General features: G+C 59.1%; 9 protein-coding genes. 5 read left to right on the top strand and 4 right to left on the bottom strand.

Annotated elements, in window-relative coordinates; translation table 11 throughout:
- Positions 1 to 34: 34 nt before the first annotated feature.
- From ACIP66_RS14605 to ACIP66_RS14590, 4 genes are all read left to right on the top strand, one after another.
- Positions 35 to 1,363 carry a deoxyguanosinetriphosphate triphosphohydrolase gene (locus ACIP66_RS14605; protein ID WP_400648875.1) on the top strand — a complete coding sequence of 443 codons (1,329 nt, stop codon included), beginning with the start codon at positions 35 to 37 and terminating at the stop codon, positions 1,361 to 1,363.
- A 329-nt stretch (positions 1,364 to 1,692) separates the two neighbouring features.
- Positions 1,693 to 2,319: a response regulator transcription factor gene (locus tag ACIP66_RS14600; protein ID WP_053122385.1), complete on the top strand. Its 627-nt coding sequence runs from the start codon at positions 1,693 to 1,695 to the stop codon at positions 2,317 to 2,319.
- 8 nt (positions 2,320 to 2,327) lie between these two features.
- Positions 2,328 to 5,972, top strand: a complete 3,645-nt coding sequence (locus ACIP66_RS14595) for a transporter substrate-binding domain-containing protein (protein ID WP_400648874.1) — start codon at positions 2,328 to 2,330, stop codon at positions 5,970 to 5,972.
- A gap of 48 nt (positions 5,973 to 6,020) precedes the next feature.
- The gene (locus ACIP66_RS14590) at positions 6,021 to 8,966 is read left to right on the top strand and encodes an HD domain-containing phosphohydrolase (RefSeq protein ID WP_400648873.1); all 2,946 of its coding nucleotides are present in this window, start codon (positions 6,021 to 6,023) and stop codon (positions 8,964 to 8,966) included.
- Here ACIP66_RS14590 and ACIP66_RS14585 read toward each other — a convergent pair whose 3' ends face one another.
- A complete protein-coding gene (locus tag ACIP66_RS14585; RefSeq protein ID WP_400648872.1) occupies positions 8,967 to 9,449 on the bottom strand; it encodes a GAF domain-containing protein in 483 nt (160 codons plus the stop codon). It lies immediately after the preceding gene.
- On the bottom strand, positions 9,446 to 10,336 hold the full coding sequence (locus ACIP66_RS14580) for an ATP-binding protein (RefSeq protein ID WP_282352585.1): 891 nt from the start codon (positions 10,334 to 10,336) through the stop codon (positions 9,446 to 9,448). The genes ACIP66_RS14585 and ACIP66_RS14580 overlap by 4 nt, the downstream gene beginning before the upstream one ends.
- Positions 10,337 to 10,502: 166 nt before the next feature.
- Between ACIP66_RS14580 and ACIP66_RS14575 the strand changes: the two genes are divergently transcribed.
- A complete protein-coding gene (locus ACIP66_RS14575) occupies positions 10,503 to 12,824 on the top strand; it encodes a response regulator (RefSeq protein ID WP_400648871.1) in 2,322 nt (773 codons plus the stop codon).
- On the opposite strand, the gene ACIP66_RS14570 is transcribed toward ACIP66_RS14575, so the two are convergent.
- Together ACIP66_RS14570 and ACIP66_RS14565 are read right to left on the bottom strand one after the other, a co-directional pair.
- A complete protein-coding gene (locus ACIP66_RS14570) occupies positions 12,808 to 13,269 on the bottom strand; it encodes a MarR family winged helix-turn-helix transcriptional regulator (protein WP_212549034.1) in 462 nt (153 codons plus the stop codon). The two genes, ACIP66_RS14575 and ACIP66_RS14570, sit on opposite strands and share 17 nt — an antisense overlap.
- Positions 13,266 to 13,751, bottom strand: a complete 486-nt coding sequence (locus ACIP66_RS14565) for a glutathione peroxidase (protein WP_053122369.1) — start codon at positions 13,749 to 13,751, stop codon at positions 13,266 to 13,268. Before ACIP66_RS14565 ends, ACIP66_RS14570 begins: the two co-directional genes overlap by 4 nt.
- Positions 13,752 to 13,803: the final 52 nt, after the last annotated feature.

The following is a 13,803-nucleotide window of genomic DNA, read 5'->3' as shown; positions in this document are numbered from 1 at the left end:
AGGGCATCAGTTATCCAGACGGAGAGAATCAGCCTTGGATTGGCAAACCCTGCTCAACCGCGAACGCCTCGGAAAGCCGCTGCACAGCCCGCAAGAACTCGGGCGCAGCCCTTTTCACAAAGACCATGACCGCATTATTTTCTCCGGCGCGTTTCGTCGCCTGGGACGCAAGACGCAAGTGCACCCGGTAACCAGCAACGATCACATTCACACGCGCCTGACCCACTCGCTGGAAGTCAGTTGCGTCGGCCGGTCGCTGGGCATGCGCGTCGGCGAAACCCTGCGCAGTGCTCTGCCGGAATGGTGCGACCCCGCTGACCTCGGTATGGTCGTGCAATCGGCATGTCTGGCTCACGACATCGGTAATCCGCCGTTCGGCCATTCCGGCGAAGATGCGATTCGCCACTGGTACCAACAGGCCGCCGGACGTGGCTGGCTCGATGGCATGAGCGAGGCCGAGCGCGGAGACTTCCTCAATTTCGAAGGCAACGCCCAGGGTTTCCGCGTGCTCACGCAACTGGAATACCACCAGTTCGACGGTGGTACGCGTCTGACCTACGCCACCCTCGGCACCTACCTGAAATACCCGTGGACTGCGCGTCACGCCGATTCCCTCGGTTACAAAAAGCACAAGTTCGGCTGCTACCAGAGCGAATTGCCGCTGCTCGAGCAGATCGCTCATAAGCTAGGTCTTCCGCAAATCGAAGACCAGCGCTGGGCGCGTCATCCATTGGTGTATCTGATGGAAGCCGCCGACGACATCTGCTACGCGCTGATCGACCTCGAAGACGGCCTCGAGATGGAGCTGCTGGAGTACGCCGAGGTCGAATCGCTGCTGCTCGGTCTGGTCGGTGACGACCTGCCGGAAACCTATCGCCAGCTCGGCCCGCAGGATTCACGTCGACGCAAACTGGCAATCCTGCGCGGCAAAGCCATCGAACACCTGACAAACGCGGCGGCGCGGGCCTTCGTCGAACAGCAAGACGCCCTCCTCGCCGGCACCTTGCACGGCGACCTGGTTGAGCACATGCACGGCCCGGCCAAGCGTTGCGTACTGAATGCCAAGGACATTGCGCGCAAAAAGATCTTTCAGGACAAGCGCAAAACCCTGCATGAAATCGGCGCGTACACCACGCTGGAAATCCTCCTCAACTCGTTCTGTGGCGCCGCGCTGGAACAACACAATGGCCGCACGCCGTCGTTCAAAAGCCGCCGCATCCTCGACTTGTTGGGCAATAACGCGCCGGATCCACAGGCGTCGTTACACAGCTCGTTTCTGCGCATGATCGATTTCATCGCCGGCATGACCGACAGCTACGCCAGCGACATGGCACTGGAAATGACCGGGCGCTCCAGTCATTGATCCGTTTGCACCCGACCGGCGCCGGTCGGGTGTAATCATTATCGAAGGTCTCTGCTAGCTATGATGCACCCTCTTTTGCGGCGTAATTCAAACAAATATTAAACACACTATAAAACCCCAGTTGCGACCCGCACTTGCAAAACACTCTGCGCAAACCCGCGACATTTGAAACAGCCCATCCTTACGTCAAACCTAATCACCCGTAGTCCCATTCCCAAGTAATTGTAGGAATTATCCTATAACGCACCTAGAGCCATGTCCGCTCATACGAGCGTTCATACATCTGAGCTAAGGTGCGCGCTTTATTCGTGCTTGTATGGGATTTGATTATGAACTCCGTTTTTATTGTCGACGATCACCCGGTCATCCGTCTTGCCGTTCGCATGCTGCTGGAACATGAAGGCTATAAGGTCGTCGGCGAAACCGATAATGGGGTCGATGCCATGCAAATGGTGCGCGAGTGCATGCCTGACCTGATCATCCTTGACATCAGTATCCCCAAGCTCGACGGGCTCGAAGTGCTGGCCCGCTTCAACGCCATGGGTTCCTGCCTGAAAACCCTGGTGCTCACCGCCCAGTGCCCGACTTTGTTCGGCATTCGCTGCATGCAGTCCGGCGCTTCGGGTTACGTGTGCAAGCAGGAAGACTTGAGTGAACTGGTCAGTGCAATCAAGGCAGTACTTTCCGGTTACAACTATTTCCCGAGTCAGGCATTGAATCCTGTACGTAGCGATGACATTCGTTATGCTGAACTTGAATTATTCAAATCGGTCAACGACCGCGAACTCATGGTGTTACAACTATTTGCCCAAGGACGGACTAACAAGGAAATTGCCAAAGGCATGTTTCTCAGCAACAAAACCGTGAGCACTTACAAAAAACGCTTAATGCAAAAACTCAAAGCCAAATCCCTTGTTGAACTAATCGAAATGGCCAAACGTAACGCACTCGTGTGAGAGCCCGCATGCCCAGTCGTTTAAAGGACTATTTAATAGCGTTGAGTGCAAGCCTGTTGCTGAGCTCAAACGTGTTCGCCATGGTTGGCGAATCACCGGTGTATGCCTTATTCAGTCGCACGACCGGCGAATCGTTATCGGTCACCTTCGAGGCGTCGCAACGACAGTGGTTGCACACCCGCAGCGAACTGGTGCTGGGCACCTCGGCACCGGATTACCCGCCGTTCGACATGACCGTCAGTGGCCGCGATTATGAAGGTCTGACTGCCGATTACGCCGGTTTCCTCAGCGAAGCCACCGGACTGCCGATCCGCATTCAACGATTCCCCTCGCGGGATGCCGCTATTCGCGCGTTGCTGGATGGCCAGGTCGATCTGCTCGGAACGGCGAACGGCTACGAAGCCGGCAACGCCAATCTGGCTCTGTCCGAGCCCTATGCGGTCGACCAACCGGTGCTGGTGACACGCGAAGGCGAAACCCGCTCCCTGAGCGAAGGCTTGGCCGGCCTGCGTTTGAGCATGGTTTATCACTATTTGCCGCTGGCCGAGGTCAAGGCGCTGTACCCCAAAGCGCTAATCACCTGCTATCCGTCGTACCAGAACGCAATTAACGCGGTGGCATTCGACCAGGCCGATGTCTTTCTCGGCGACACCCTGTCGACGCACTACATGATCAACAAGGGTTACCTCAACAACGTGCGCATGGCCAACTTCGGCAAACAGGAAGCCCAAGGGTTCAGCTTCGCCGTGCGCCGCAACAATCCGCAGTTGCTGGACGTCATCAACACGGTACTCAAAGCAGTGCCGCGCAGTGTGCGCGAGAACATCGCCAAACGCTGGAGCGCCGGCAGCGACATGTTGCTGACCGATCAGAAACTGCAACTGACCCGCCGCGAAGAGGCCTGGCTCAAGCAGCATCCCGTGGTCAGCGTACTGGTCAACGAGGCTTACGCGCCGCTGACGTTCTTCGACGGCGAGGGCAATTTTCGCGGCATCAGCGCCGACCTGCTGGAGCTGATCCGTCTGCGTACCGGCCTGCGTTTCGACATCCGACGCAGCCGCAATGATGCCGAAATGGTCAAACAGATCGACAACCACCAGGCCGACCTCATCGCAGCGCTGCTGCCGACCGCCGAGCGCGAAGAGACCCTGACTTTCAGTCGCCCGTATCTGGAAAACTCTTACGTCCTGCTGACCCGCAAGAGTGCGGGCAGCCCGACCAATCTGGGCCAGCTCAAAGACAAACCGATCGCGATTGCGCAAGGCAATCCAATGGTCGAGTACCTGCGCCGCGAATTTCCACGCATCCAGTTGATCGAGACACCGGACACCTTCAGCGCGGTTTCGCTGCTGGCCGAAGGTCATGTTGAAGGCGCGGTGAATTCTCTGGTGATCGCCAACTACTTCATCTCTTCGCGGATTTTCGAGCGGGCGCTGCAGATCACCACCACCATCGGCACCGGTCAGGCTGCCTTTTCTCTGGCCACGGCGCGCGACAATACCGAGCTGAGTTCGATCATCAACAAAGCACTGCTGAGCATCGCCCCCGAAGAACTGGGTGTGATCAATGGTCGCTGGCGCGGCTACACCTCGGCTTCGCAGAACACCTGGCGTAATTATCAACGCCTGTTCTATCAAGTTATCGGGGCTGCCGGCGTGGTTCTGCTGTTGTTGCTGGCGTGGAACGCTTATATGCGCCGCCAGATCAACCAGCGCAAAGCCGCGGAACGGGCGCTCAACGACCAGTTCGAATTCATGCGTTCACTGGTCAATGGCACGCCGCACCCGATCTACGTGCGTGACCGGCAAGGACTGTTGCAAAGCTGCAATGACAGCTACCTCGAAGCCTTCAACGCCAAACGAGAAGACGTGATCGGCAAAAGCGTCATGCAGGGCACGCTGAGCAACGCCTTCGAAGCCCAGGCATTCCAGGCGGATTATCAGCGAGTCATCGCCCAAGGCAAGCCGCTGGTGCTCGACCGTCCCTTGCACATCGGCAATCGGCGGCTGACGATCTATCACTGGATCCTGCCCTATCGTGACTCCAGCGCAGACGTGCAAGGCATCATCGGCGGCTGGATCGACATCAGCGAACGCCGCCAGCTGTTCGAGGAACTGCGCACGGCCAAAGAGCAGGCCGACGATGCGAATCGTGCGAAAAGTACCTTTCTGGCGACGATGAGCCACGAGATCCGCACGCCAATGAATGCAGTAATCGGCATGCTCGAACTGACGCTCAAACGCATGGATCAGCAGCACCCCGATCGCTCATCGATCGATACCGCCTACCACTCGGCCAAGGATCTGCTGGGGTTGATCGGCGACATCCTCGACATCGCGCGAATCGAATCCGGACGCCTGAGCCTGAGCCCGGAGCGGGTCAACCTGGTCGAAACGGTGGCGTCCGTTACGCGCATCTTCGATGGTCTGGCGCGGCAAAAAAACCTGTCACTGCACATGACGTTCAACCCGCCGCAACTGGCGGTCGACGTGCAACTGGATCCGCTGCGCTTCAAGCAAGTGCTGTCCAACCTGATCAGCAACGCGATCAAGTTCACCGAGCATGGCCAAATCAGGATCACTCTCGATCTGATGAAAACCGACGATCCGGCGCGCTCACTCATGCAACTGACCGTACAAGACAGTGGCGTCGGCATCAGCGCCGAAGATCAGCAGCGTCTGTTCGAGCCTTTTGCCCAAGCGGAGAACAGCGCTCAGCAAGCCCGCAGTGGCGCGGGTCTGGGTCTGGTGATCAGTCGCAGCCTGTGCGAAATGATGGGCGGAAAACTGCAGTTGAGCAGCCATCCCGGGATCGGCACTCAGGTGTGTATTTCCCTGCCATTGGAAACATTTCCCGCCGAAGTGATCACCCGCAAAGCCGAGCCGCCGATCAAGGCATCACTCGCCCCACTCAACGTATTGGTGGTGGATGATCACCCGGCCAATCGTCTGCTGATGTGTCAGCAACTGGAGTTTCTGGGGCACCAGTGCAGCCTCGCCGAAAACGGCAGCAGCGGACTGGACATGTGGAAAGCAGGGCAATTCGATCTGGTGATCGCCGACTGCAACATGCCGTTGATGAATGGCTATGACCTGACCCGCGCGATACGCCTGCATGAGCAGCAGAACCAAAGCCCGCCGTGCACGGTGCTGGGTTTCACCGCCAATGCTCAACCCGAGGAAATCCTGCGCTGTAAACAGGCCGGGATGGACGACTGCCTGTTCAAACCCTTGAGCCTGAGCCAACTGAGCCACTGGGTGGACGGCATCACCCCGGCCCCTCAATCGCCGGCATTCAACCTGCAAAGCCTGAACTTGCTGACCGGCGGCAACCCTGCACAGGGTCGCCGATTGTTGGCCGAGTTGCTCAAAAGCAGCCGCCTCGACCGTGAAGAATTACTCGCGCTGTCGCCGCAGAACGACTGCCAGGCATTGGCGCTGGTCGCCCACAAGATCAAAGGCGCGGCACGCATTGCACAGGCTTCGCGAGTGATCGAATGCTGCGACGCACTGGAACAAGCCTGCAACCAGTCAATGTCGGCAGACGAGATTGCGCGGCGCTGTGCGGCGAGCAATCAGGTGATGCTCGAACTGGAGCAGGCGTTGCAGCAACAATTGGCATTGGCCGACCAAGGCAAAATGACTGTGCCTTAACTATGCTTGGGCGCTGAGCAGTGAGTTAAACCTTTTGGAGAGCCAGAAATGCCCAGCCCACTGCGCCCGGAACAACGCCGGTTCCCCCTGCATGTGCACATCAGCGTCATGTTCACATTTCTGTTGCTGCTTACCGGGGTGATCCTGGGACTGTTCAATTACCGACAGACCACGCAAATCATCCTCTCGAGCAGCGAAAAGCTGTTCAACCGCATCGAACAGGATGTACGCGTCGACCTGCACGCCACCTATCAGCCGATTCGCCATCTGCTCAGCCTGCTGGCAGACAACCCAGCCACACAGGCCTTGGCGCTGGAACAGCGCCTGCCTTTGCTCAGGCCATTCAGCCAGTCACTGACGGACAATCCGGACCTGGCCTCGCTGTATCTGGGTTATGCAAACGGTGACTTCTTCATGGTGCGACCGTTGCGCAATGGTGCTTTGAAAACCCTGCTCGAAGCACCGGAGGCCGCAGCGTTTCAGGTCTGGAGCATTGAGCACGGTGCCGATGGCCAGCCACGGTCGCAATCGCTGTTCTTTGATCAATCGCTCACGCCGATCAGCCGACAGGACAACCCCGAAGACCTTTATGACCCGCGTACCCGCGCCTGGTTTACCAGCGCCCGACAGCAGGCCGAGCAAATCACCACCGAACCCTACGTATTTTTCTCCACCCACAATGTCGGCACCACCCTCGCCCGGCGCAGTGGCGAAAACGCCGTGATTGGCGCCGATCTGACGCTGGAAGCGCTGTCCGCGACCCTGACCAAACACGTGGTCACCCCGGCCACCGAAATCGCCTTGTTCGATGCCGACGGCAATGCCGTGGCCTACCCCGACAGCAGCCGTCTGATCGTCGACGATCGCACCGCACGGCTGGCCAAGGTGACTGATCTCAGTCCGCAATTGCATGCGTTGCTGTCCGGCGCGCACAAAGGCAATCGCCTGGAATCCGAAGGTCGCCAATGGATCGTCGCCCGCAGCAGCATGCAGGAAGGTGGGCCGCGCGGTCTGCAATTGGCCTTGCTGGTGCCAGAGGACGAGTTGCTGGTCGACGCGTACCGCATGCGCTGGCAAGGCGCGCTGATTACCCTCGCGACGTTATTGCTGTGCCTGCCGCTGGGCTGGTTGATCTCACGAATTCTGGTCAAACCCCTGCACGCGCTGGTCAAGGAGGCCGACGCAATTCGCAGTTTCGATTTCAATTTCCCCCTGACCCGACGCTCACCGGTGCTGGAAGTCGATCAGTTGAGTGTGTCGATGGCGCGAATGAAAGACACGCTGGCGAGTTTCTTCCGCATCACCGACAGCCTCTGCGCCGAGACTCGATTCGCGCCGCTGTTACAGCGAGTGCTGTTCGAAACCGTGCAGATCGCCCAGGCTCAGGCAGGCCTGATCTACCTGCGCGAAAGCGACGGCAACCGCATGGAACCTTACGGGGTGGTCATCGACGGCACCGCGCAAACCCTCGAAGATTTCGCTATTCAGGGCCACGACCTGCAGGCACATCAAGGTCCGGCATGGTTTCAGCAACTGGCACACGCCGACAACGTGGTGAGCAACCTGGGTTTCGAACAGGCCGGCGACCTGCAAAAAGTCTTGCTCGCGATGGCTTCGCCGCGCGTGCACCTGATCGGCATTCGCCTGCGCAACCGCCACAACGAAACCATCGGTCTGCTGATCTTGCTGGTGAACGACAGCGGCACGTCCGCCGATCTGGAAAAACTGCGACCGGATCGCATCGCCTTTCTCCAGGCCGTGTCCGGCGCCGCCGCGGTGAGCATCGAAAGCCAACGGTTGCAGGCCAAACAGAAACAACTGCTGGACGCCTTCATTCAATTGCTGGCCGGCGCCATCGATGCAAAAAGCCCCTACACCGGCGGCCATTGCCAGCGCGTGCCGGAACTGACCCTAATGCTCGCCCACGCAGCAGCCGCCAGCCATGCGCCAGCTTTCAAGGCCTATCAACCCAGCGAAGATGAATGGGAGGCGCTGCACATTGCCGCGTGGCTGCACGATTGCGGCAAGGTCACCACGCCTGAATACGTAGTCGACAAAGCCACCAAACTGGAGACCATCAACGACCGTATCCATGAGATTCGCACGCGCTTTGAGGTGCTCAAACGCGATGCGTGGATCAGCTACTGGCAAGCACTGGCCATGGGCGGAAACGAAGAACAGCTGAGCGTTATGCGCGACACCACGTTGTCGGCACTGGATGACGATTTCGCCTTCGTCGCCCGCTGCAATCTGGGCAGTGAGGCGATGGCCGAAGCGGATCTGCAACGACTGAATGAGCTGGGCCAGCGCACATGGATGCGCACACTCGACGATCGTTTGGGGGTGTCATGGGAAGAAAACCGTCGCCAGTCGCGAACCTCGGCGCCGACTCTGCCAGTGCGGGAAAAACTGCTTGCGGACAAGCCCGAACACTTGCTCGAACGCGCCGACAGTGAGCTGATTCCGGAAGACAATCCGTGGGGTTTCAAACTCGACGTGCCGCGCTACAAATACAACCGCGGCGAGTTGTACAACCTGAGCATCACCCGCGGCACGCTGACCCGCGAAGAACGCTACATCATCAACCATCACATGGTGCAGACGATCCTGATGCTCAGCCATCTGCCCTTCCCCGGGCATCTGGACAGCGTCGCGGAAATCGCCGGCGGCCATCATGAAAAAATGGACGGCACCGGTTATCCGAAACGTCTGAAACGCGAAGAAATGAGCCTGCCGGCACGGATGATGGCGATTGCCGATATTTTCGAGGCACTGACGGCGGCAGATAGGCCTTACAAAAAGGCCAAATCCTTGAGCGAGGCGCTGAACATCATGGCGACAATGAGCCACGAGTCGCACATTGATCCTGAGCTGTTCGGCCTGTTCATCAACGAAGGCGTGTATTTGCAGTACGCCACGCGCTTTCTCGATCCGCAGCAGATCGATGCGGTGGATCCCGCCAGCCTGCTCCGCAAGGCTGGCGTCAGCGCATGATCAGCAGTCGGTCAGGCGCAGGAAAATCGCCGCCAGTTGCTCGATGCCAGCCTGATCGTCAGCGCCAAAACGCGCCAGCCTCGGGCTGTCGAGGTCAAGCACGCCAATCAGGCGGCCGTCCTTGACCAACGGCACGACCAGTTCACTGTTCGACGCGCTGTCGCAAGCGATATGGCCGGGAAACGCGTGAACGTCTTCGACTCGCTGCGTCTGCAAGGTTGCTGCCGCCGCGCCGCAGACACCGCGACCAAACGGAATGCGCACGCAAGCGATCTGACCCTGAAACGGGCCGAGCACCAGCTCTTCGTTGCGGTTGAGGTAGAAGCCCGCCCAGTTCAGGTCATCAAGCTGGTTAAACAGGAACGCCGAAAACTGCGCGGCGTTGGCGATGAAATCGCGTTCGTCCGCCAGCAGCGATTCCAGTTGCGCGGCCAACATGCCATAGCCTTCGAGACCCTGGCCGCTTTGTTGCAAATCAATCATGCCTTGTGCTCCAACAATTTCAGTCCCACCCAGTAGCGGGCGAATTGGTACGCGCAACGTCCGTTGCGATTGCCGCGGCCAGTGGCCCAACGCACGGCGAGGATGTCCAGCTCTTCGTCGCGCTGCCAGCTCAGATTGGCCTTGGCTGCCAACTGGCCGATCCAGTGTTCAACGACGTCGAGGAAGTGTTCTTGGGTGAATGGGTAGAACGACAGCCACAGGCCAAAGCGATCCGACAGAGCAATCTTGTCCTCCACCGCTTCGCTTGGGTGCAACTCGCCGTCGACGCGTTTCCAGTTTTCGTTGTCGCTTTCCTTCTCCGGCACCAGGTGACGACGGTTGGAAGTGGCGTACAACAAGACGTTGTCCGGCGCCTGTTCCAGCGAGCCGTCCAGCACGCTTTTCAGCACGCGGTAATCGCCTTCGCCGGACTCGAACGACAGGTCATCACAGAACAACACAAAGCGCTGTGGCAGCTTGCCGATCTGCTCGACCACGCGCGGCAGGTCGGCCAGATGATCGCGTTCGATCTCGATCAAACGCAGGCCGGCTGCGGCGTGTTCCGCCAGCAGTGCGCGCACCAGCGAGGATTTACCGGTGCCGCGCGAGCCCCACAACAAGGCGTGGTTGGCCGGCATGCCGTCAAGGAATTGCTGGGTGTTGCGGCCCAGTTGTTCGAGCTGACGGTCGACGCCGATCAGGTCGGACAGACGCATGTCGAGGCTGACTTCCAGCGGCAGCAAATAACCGCTGCGCCCGTCACGCTGCCAGCGCGCGGCCAGGCAAGTGTTCCAGTCGATCACCGGACGCGGTGCAGGCAACAAGGGTTCGATCCGCGCCAGAACCGACTCGGCGCGTTCAAGAAAAGCATTCAATCGGGAATCCACGTCTTTTCCTCGGGCTCGTTCACAGTGATGATGGCGATCCAGCCACGACACACAGACTTAAAGTCCCGCACCCAGCCTTGTTACAAGGCGATTCGGGAACCTCGGTATCCATACATGATCGACTATGCTTGAGCAGCGAAGGGAAACGGAAGTGGTTCAACACCCCATGGATATCAAATTCACCCAACGGCTGTCGTACAAGCAAGCCAAGCTTACTGTGCTGGTCGGGTTCATTCTGGGCACGCTGCTCAGCCTGCTGCAAATCGGCATCGATTATGCCAGTGAAGACGCTTCCATCAACCGTGAAATCCTGTCTTTGCTGGAAATCAGCCACAATCCGGCGTCTCGCATCGCTTACAACATCGACGCCGAACTGGCCCAGGAACTCACCCTCGGCCTGCTGCGTTCGCCGGCCATCATTTCCGCGCAACTGACCGATAACAACGATACGGTACTGGCCAGCGTCAAACGTCCCGAACTGCAAAGCGGCTACCGGATGATCAGCGACGCCCTGTTCGGCGCCAAACGCCAGTTCGAAGACCGCCTCTACCTCGACCACCTGCCCACCGAATCGCTAGGGGTGCTGAGCCTTGAAGTCGACACTTACGCCTTTGGCAGCCGCTTTCTGCGCCGGGCGGAAATCACCTTGCTCAACGGTTTCGCCCGCAGCCTGATTCTTACCGGCATTCTGCTGGCGTTGTTCTACGTGATGCTGACCAAACCACTGGTGCGGGTGATTCGCGAACTCAGCAGTCGCGACCCGCGCAGCGCAGAACCGACAACCCTGGAATGCCCCGCCGGGCATGCCAATGACGAAATTGGTGTGCTGGTCAAAGTCGCCAATCAGCAATTCGAAAACATCGCCACGGAAATCCAGCAGCGCCGCAACGCGGAAAACCGCCTGACCGATTACCTCAGCCAACTGGAAACCATCGTTTCCTCGCGCACCGCTGAACTCAAGGCGATCAACACGCGGCTCAGCCAATCCAATCAGGAGCTCGAAGTCGCCCGCAGCACCGCGTTGGACATGGCCGAGGCACGCTCGGCGTTTCTCGCCAACATGAGTCATGAAATTCGCACGCCGCTCAACGGCTTGCTGGGGATGATCGCGCTATCGCTGGACGGCCCGCTGAATGCCGAACAGCAACAACAACTGGCGATCGCCCACGACTCGGGGAAAGTGCTGGTGGAATTGCTCAACGATATTCTCGATCTGTCGAAATTCGATGCCGGTCAACTGGAGCTCGAACACATTCCGTTCGACCTCGGTGCGCTGGTCGAGGACACCGCCAATCTGCTCTCGCAGAATGCTGCGCCGAGCGTCGAACTGACCTGCCTGATCGATCCGCACTTCCCCGCGCTGGTACTCGGCGACCCGACCCGGGTTCGGCAGATCGTCAGCAACCTGCTGTCGAACGCGTTGAAGTTCACCCGTTTCGGTCGCGTCGATGTGCGCTTGTCGGCCTATAAGGATGGCGTGCGCATCGAAGTCTGTGACACCGGGATTGGCATCGCGCAGGAAGCGCAGGTGAAAATCTTCCAGCCGTTTACTCAGGCTGGCGCTGGCATTACTCGGCAATATGGCGGCACCGGGCTGGGTCTGGCATTGACCTACAACCTGTGCGAAGCCATGCAGGGCCGTCTGACGATCAGTTCGGAAGCCGGTTTCGGCAGCCAGTTCTGCGCCGAATTGCCGCTGCCCAGCCATACCCGCGCGATCGCTCCGGCACCGCTGCACGGCAAAGTCCTCGCCATCACCGCTGGCAGCAGTGGCCTGGCGGAACTGCTGAAAAGTTTGCTGCCGGGCTGGGGCATCGAATACGACCAGTGCACGATTGATGATTCATTGCTGGGCCGCACGCCTGACGTATTGATCACCGATTGCCCGGAATGCCTGTTCGGCCTGCGCCCCACCATTAAGGCGCCGATTTTACTGGTCACCGCTTATGGCAGTTTTCTGCCCAGCGAAGAAGCCGCGGCGCTGGCGCCACTGCAGCAGCAGGCGCGACCGCTGGCTCGCAACGCGCTGTATCAGAATCTGCGCAGAACCTTGCAAGCGGACATCACCGCTGTCGGTGATACACCTCTGGAGGCTGCACCCTCGCTTCGGCGAGCTCGTGTTCTGTTGGTCGAGGACAACCCGGTCAATCAACTGGTGGCCAAAGGCATGCTCGGCAAGCTTGGCTGCGAAGTGGTGGTCGCGGCTCACGGTGCCGAGGCGTTGGATCAACTGGAATTCCATGATTTCGACATGGTGCTGATGGACTGCAACATGCCGGTGATGGACGGCTACGAAGCGAGTCGGCAGATTCGCCAGAGCGGGCGCTGGCCGCAATTGCCGATCGTCGCCCTGACCGCCAACGCCATGTCCGAAGAACGAGAACGCTGCCGCGCGGCGGGCATGAGCGACTATCTGGCCAAACCGTTTCGCCGCGAAGAACTGGCAGCGCTGCTTGATCAATGGGTGCCGATTACGCCAAAGCCTTGATCTGCCCGAGCAAGTGATCGAGGCCGTTGCGCAATTCGTTGAGCCGATCAAGATCCACACCGCTGTCGCACAACAACTTCGCTTTGAGCGGCCCGACCTGCTCGCGCAATGCTTGCCCGGCGGGCGTCAGGCTCAAATGCACCTCTCGCTCATCGCGGGCCGAACGCTGGCGCTGCACCCAGTGCATTTGCTCCAGACGCTTGAGCAACGGCGTCAGCGTCCCGGAATCCAGTGCCAGACGTTCGCCCAGCGCTTTCACCGTCGGTTGCTCCGGGGCGCTTTCCTGCCACTCCCACAACACCAGCATCACCAGATATTGCGGATAGGTCAGGCCGAGCTGATCGAGCATCGGCTTGTAGGCGCGAATCACTGCGCGAGATGCGGCGTACAGCTTGAAACACAACTGGTTGTCGAGCTGCATCGAATCGACGGACAGGCTGTTCATTTCAGCAGCGCTTCGATCTCGCCGTTCAGATCCTGTGGTTTGGTGGTCGGGGCGAAACGCTTGACCAGTTGACCGTCCTTGCCGATCAGGAACTTGGTGAAATTCCACTTGATGCCCTGCGAACCCAGCAGGCCCGGTGCGCGTTTTTTCAACTGCACGAACAGCGGGTGCGCATCGGCACCGTTGACGTCGATCTTCTTGAACAGCGGGAAACTCACGCCGAAATTCAGCTCGCAGAACTCACTGATCGCGCCTTCATTGCCCGGCTCCTGTTTGCCGAACTGATTGCACGGAAAGCCCAGCACCACCAGGCCTTGATCCTTGTAGGTCTGCCACAGTTCTTCGAGGCCTTTGTATTGCGGGGTGAAACCGCACTTGCTCGCTGTGTTGACCACCAGCACCGCTTTGCCGGCGTAGTCGGCCAGGGTCTTTTGCTCACCCTTGATGGTGGTGCACGGGATATTCAGCAGGTTGTCGCTCATGGGTCGGGCTCCGCAGGAAGTGGCAAAGGGCAAACATAGCGAGCAATTAAAT

The sequence above is a fragment of the Pseudomonas sp. NPDC088429 genome (assembly GCF_044753305.1).
GTDB classification, from domain to species: Bacteria; Pseudomonadota; Gammaproteobacteria; order Pseudomonadales; family Pseudomonadaceae; genus Aquipseudomonas; species Aquipseudomonas rustica.
This window is presented reverse-complemented; position numbering and strand designations above follow the sequence as displayed.

Bases quoted from the DNA above. Each gene is read 5' to 3' on its own strand.
- ACIP66_RS14600 (WP_053122385.1), top strand. From the start codon at position 1,693: ATGAACTCCGTTTTTATTGTCGACGATCACCCGGTCATCCGTCTTGCC.
- ACIP66_RS14595 (WP_400648874.1), top strand. From the start codon at position 2,328: ATGCCCAGTCGTTTAAAGGACTATTTAATAGCGTTGAGTGCAAGCCTG.
- ACIP66_RS14590 (WP_400648873.1), top strand. From the start codon at position 6,021: ATGCCCAGCCCACTGCGCCCGGAACAACGCCGGTTCCCCCTGCATGTG.
- ACIP66_RS14585 (WP_400648872.1), bottom strand. From the start codon at position 9,449: ATGATTGATTTGCAACAAAGCGGCCAGGGTCTCGAAGGCTATGGCATG.
- ACIP66_RS14575 (WP_400648871.1), top strand. From the start codon at position 10,503: ATGGATATCAAATTCACCCAACGGCTGTCGTACAAGCAAGCCAAGCTT.
- ACIP66_RS14570 (WP_212549034.1), bottom strand. From the start codon at position 13,269: ATGAACAGCCTGTCCGTCGATTCGATGCAGCTCGACAACCAGTTGTGT.
- ACIP66_RS14565 (WP_053122369.1), bottom strand. From the start codon at position 13,751: ATGAGCGACAACCTGCTGAATATCCCGTGCACCACCATCAAGGGTGAG.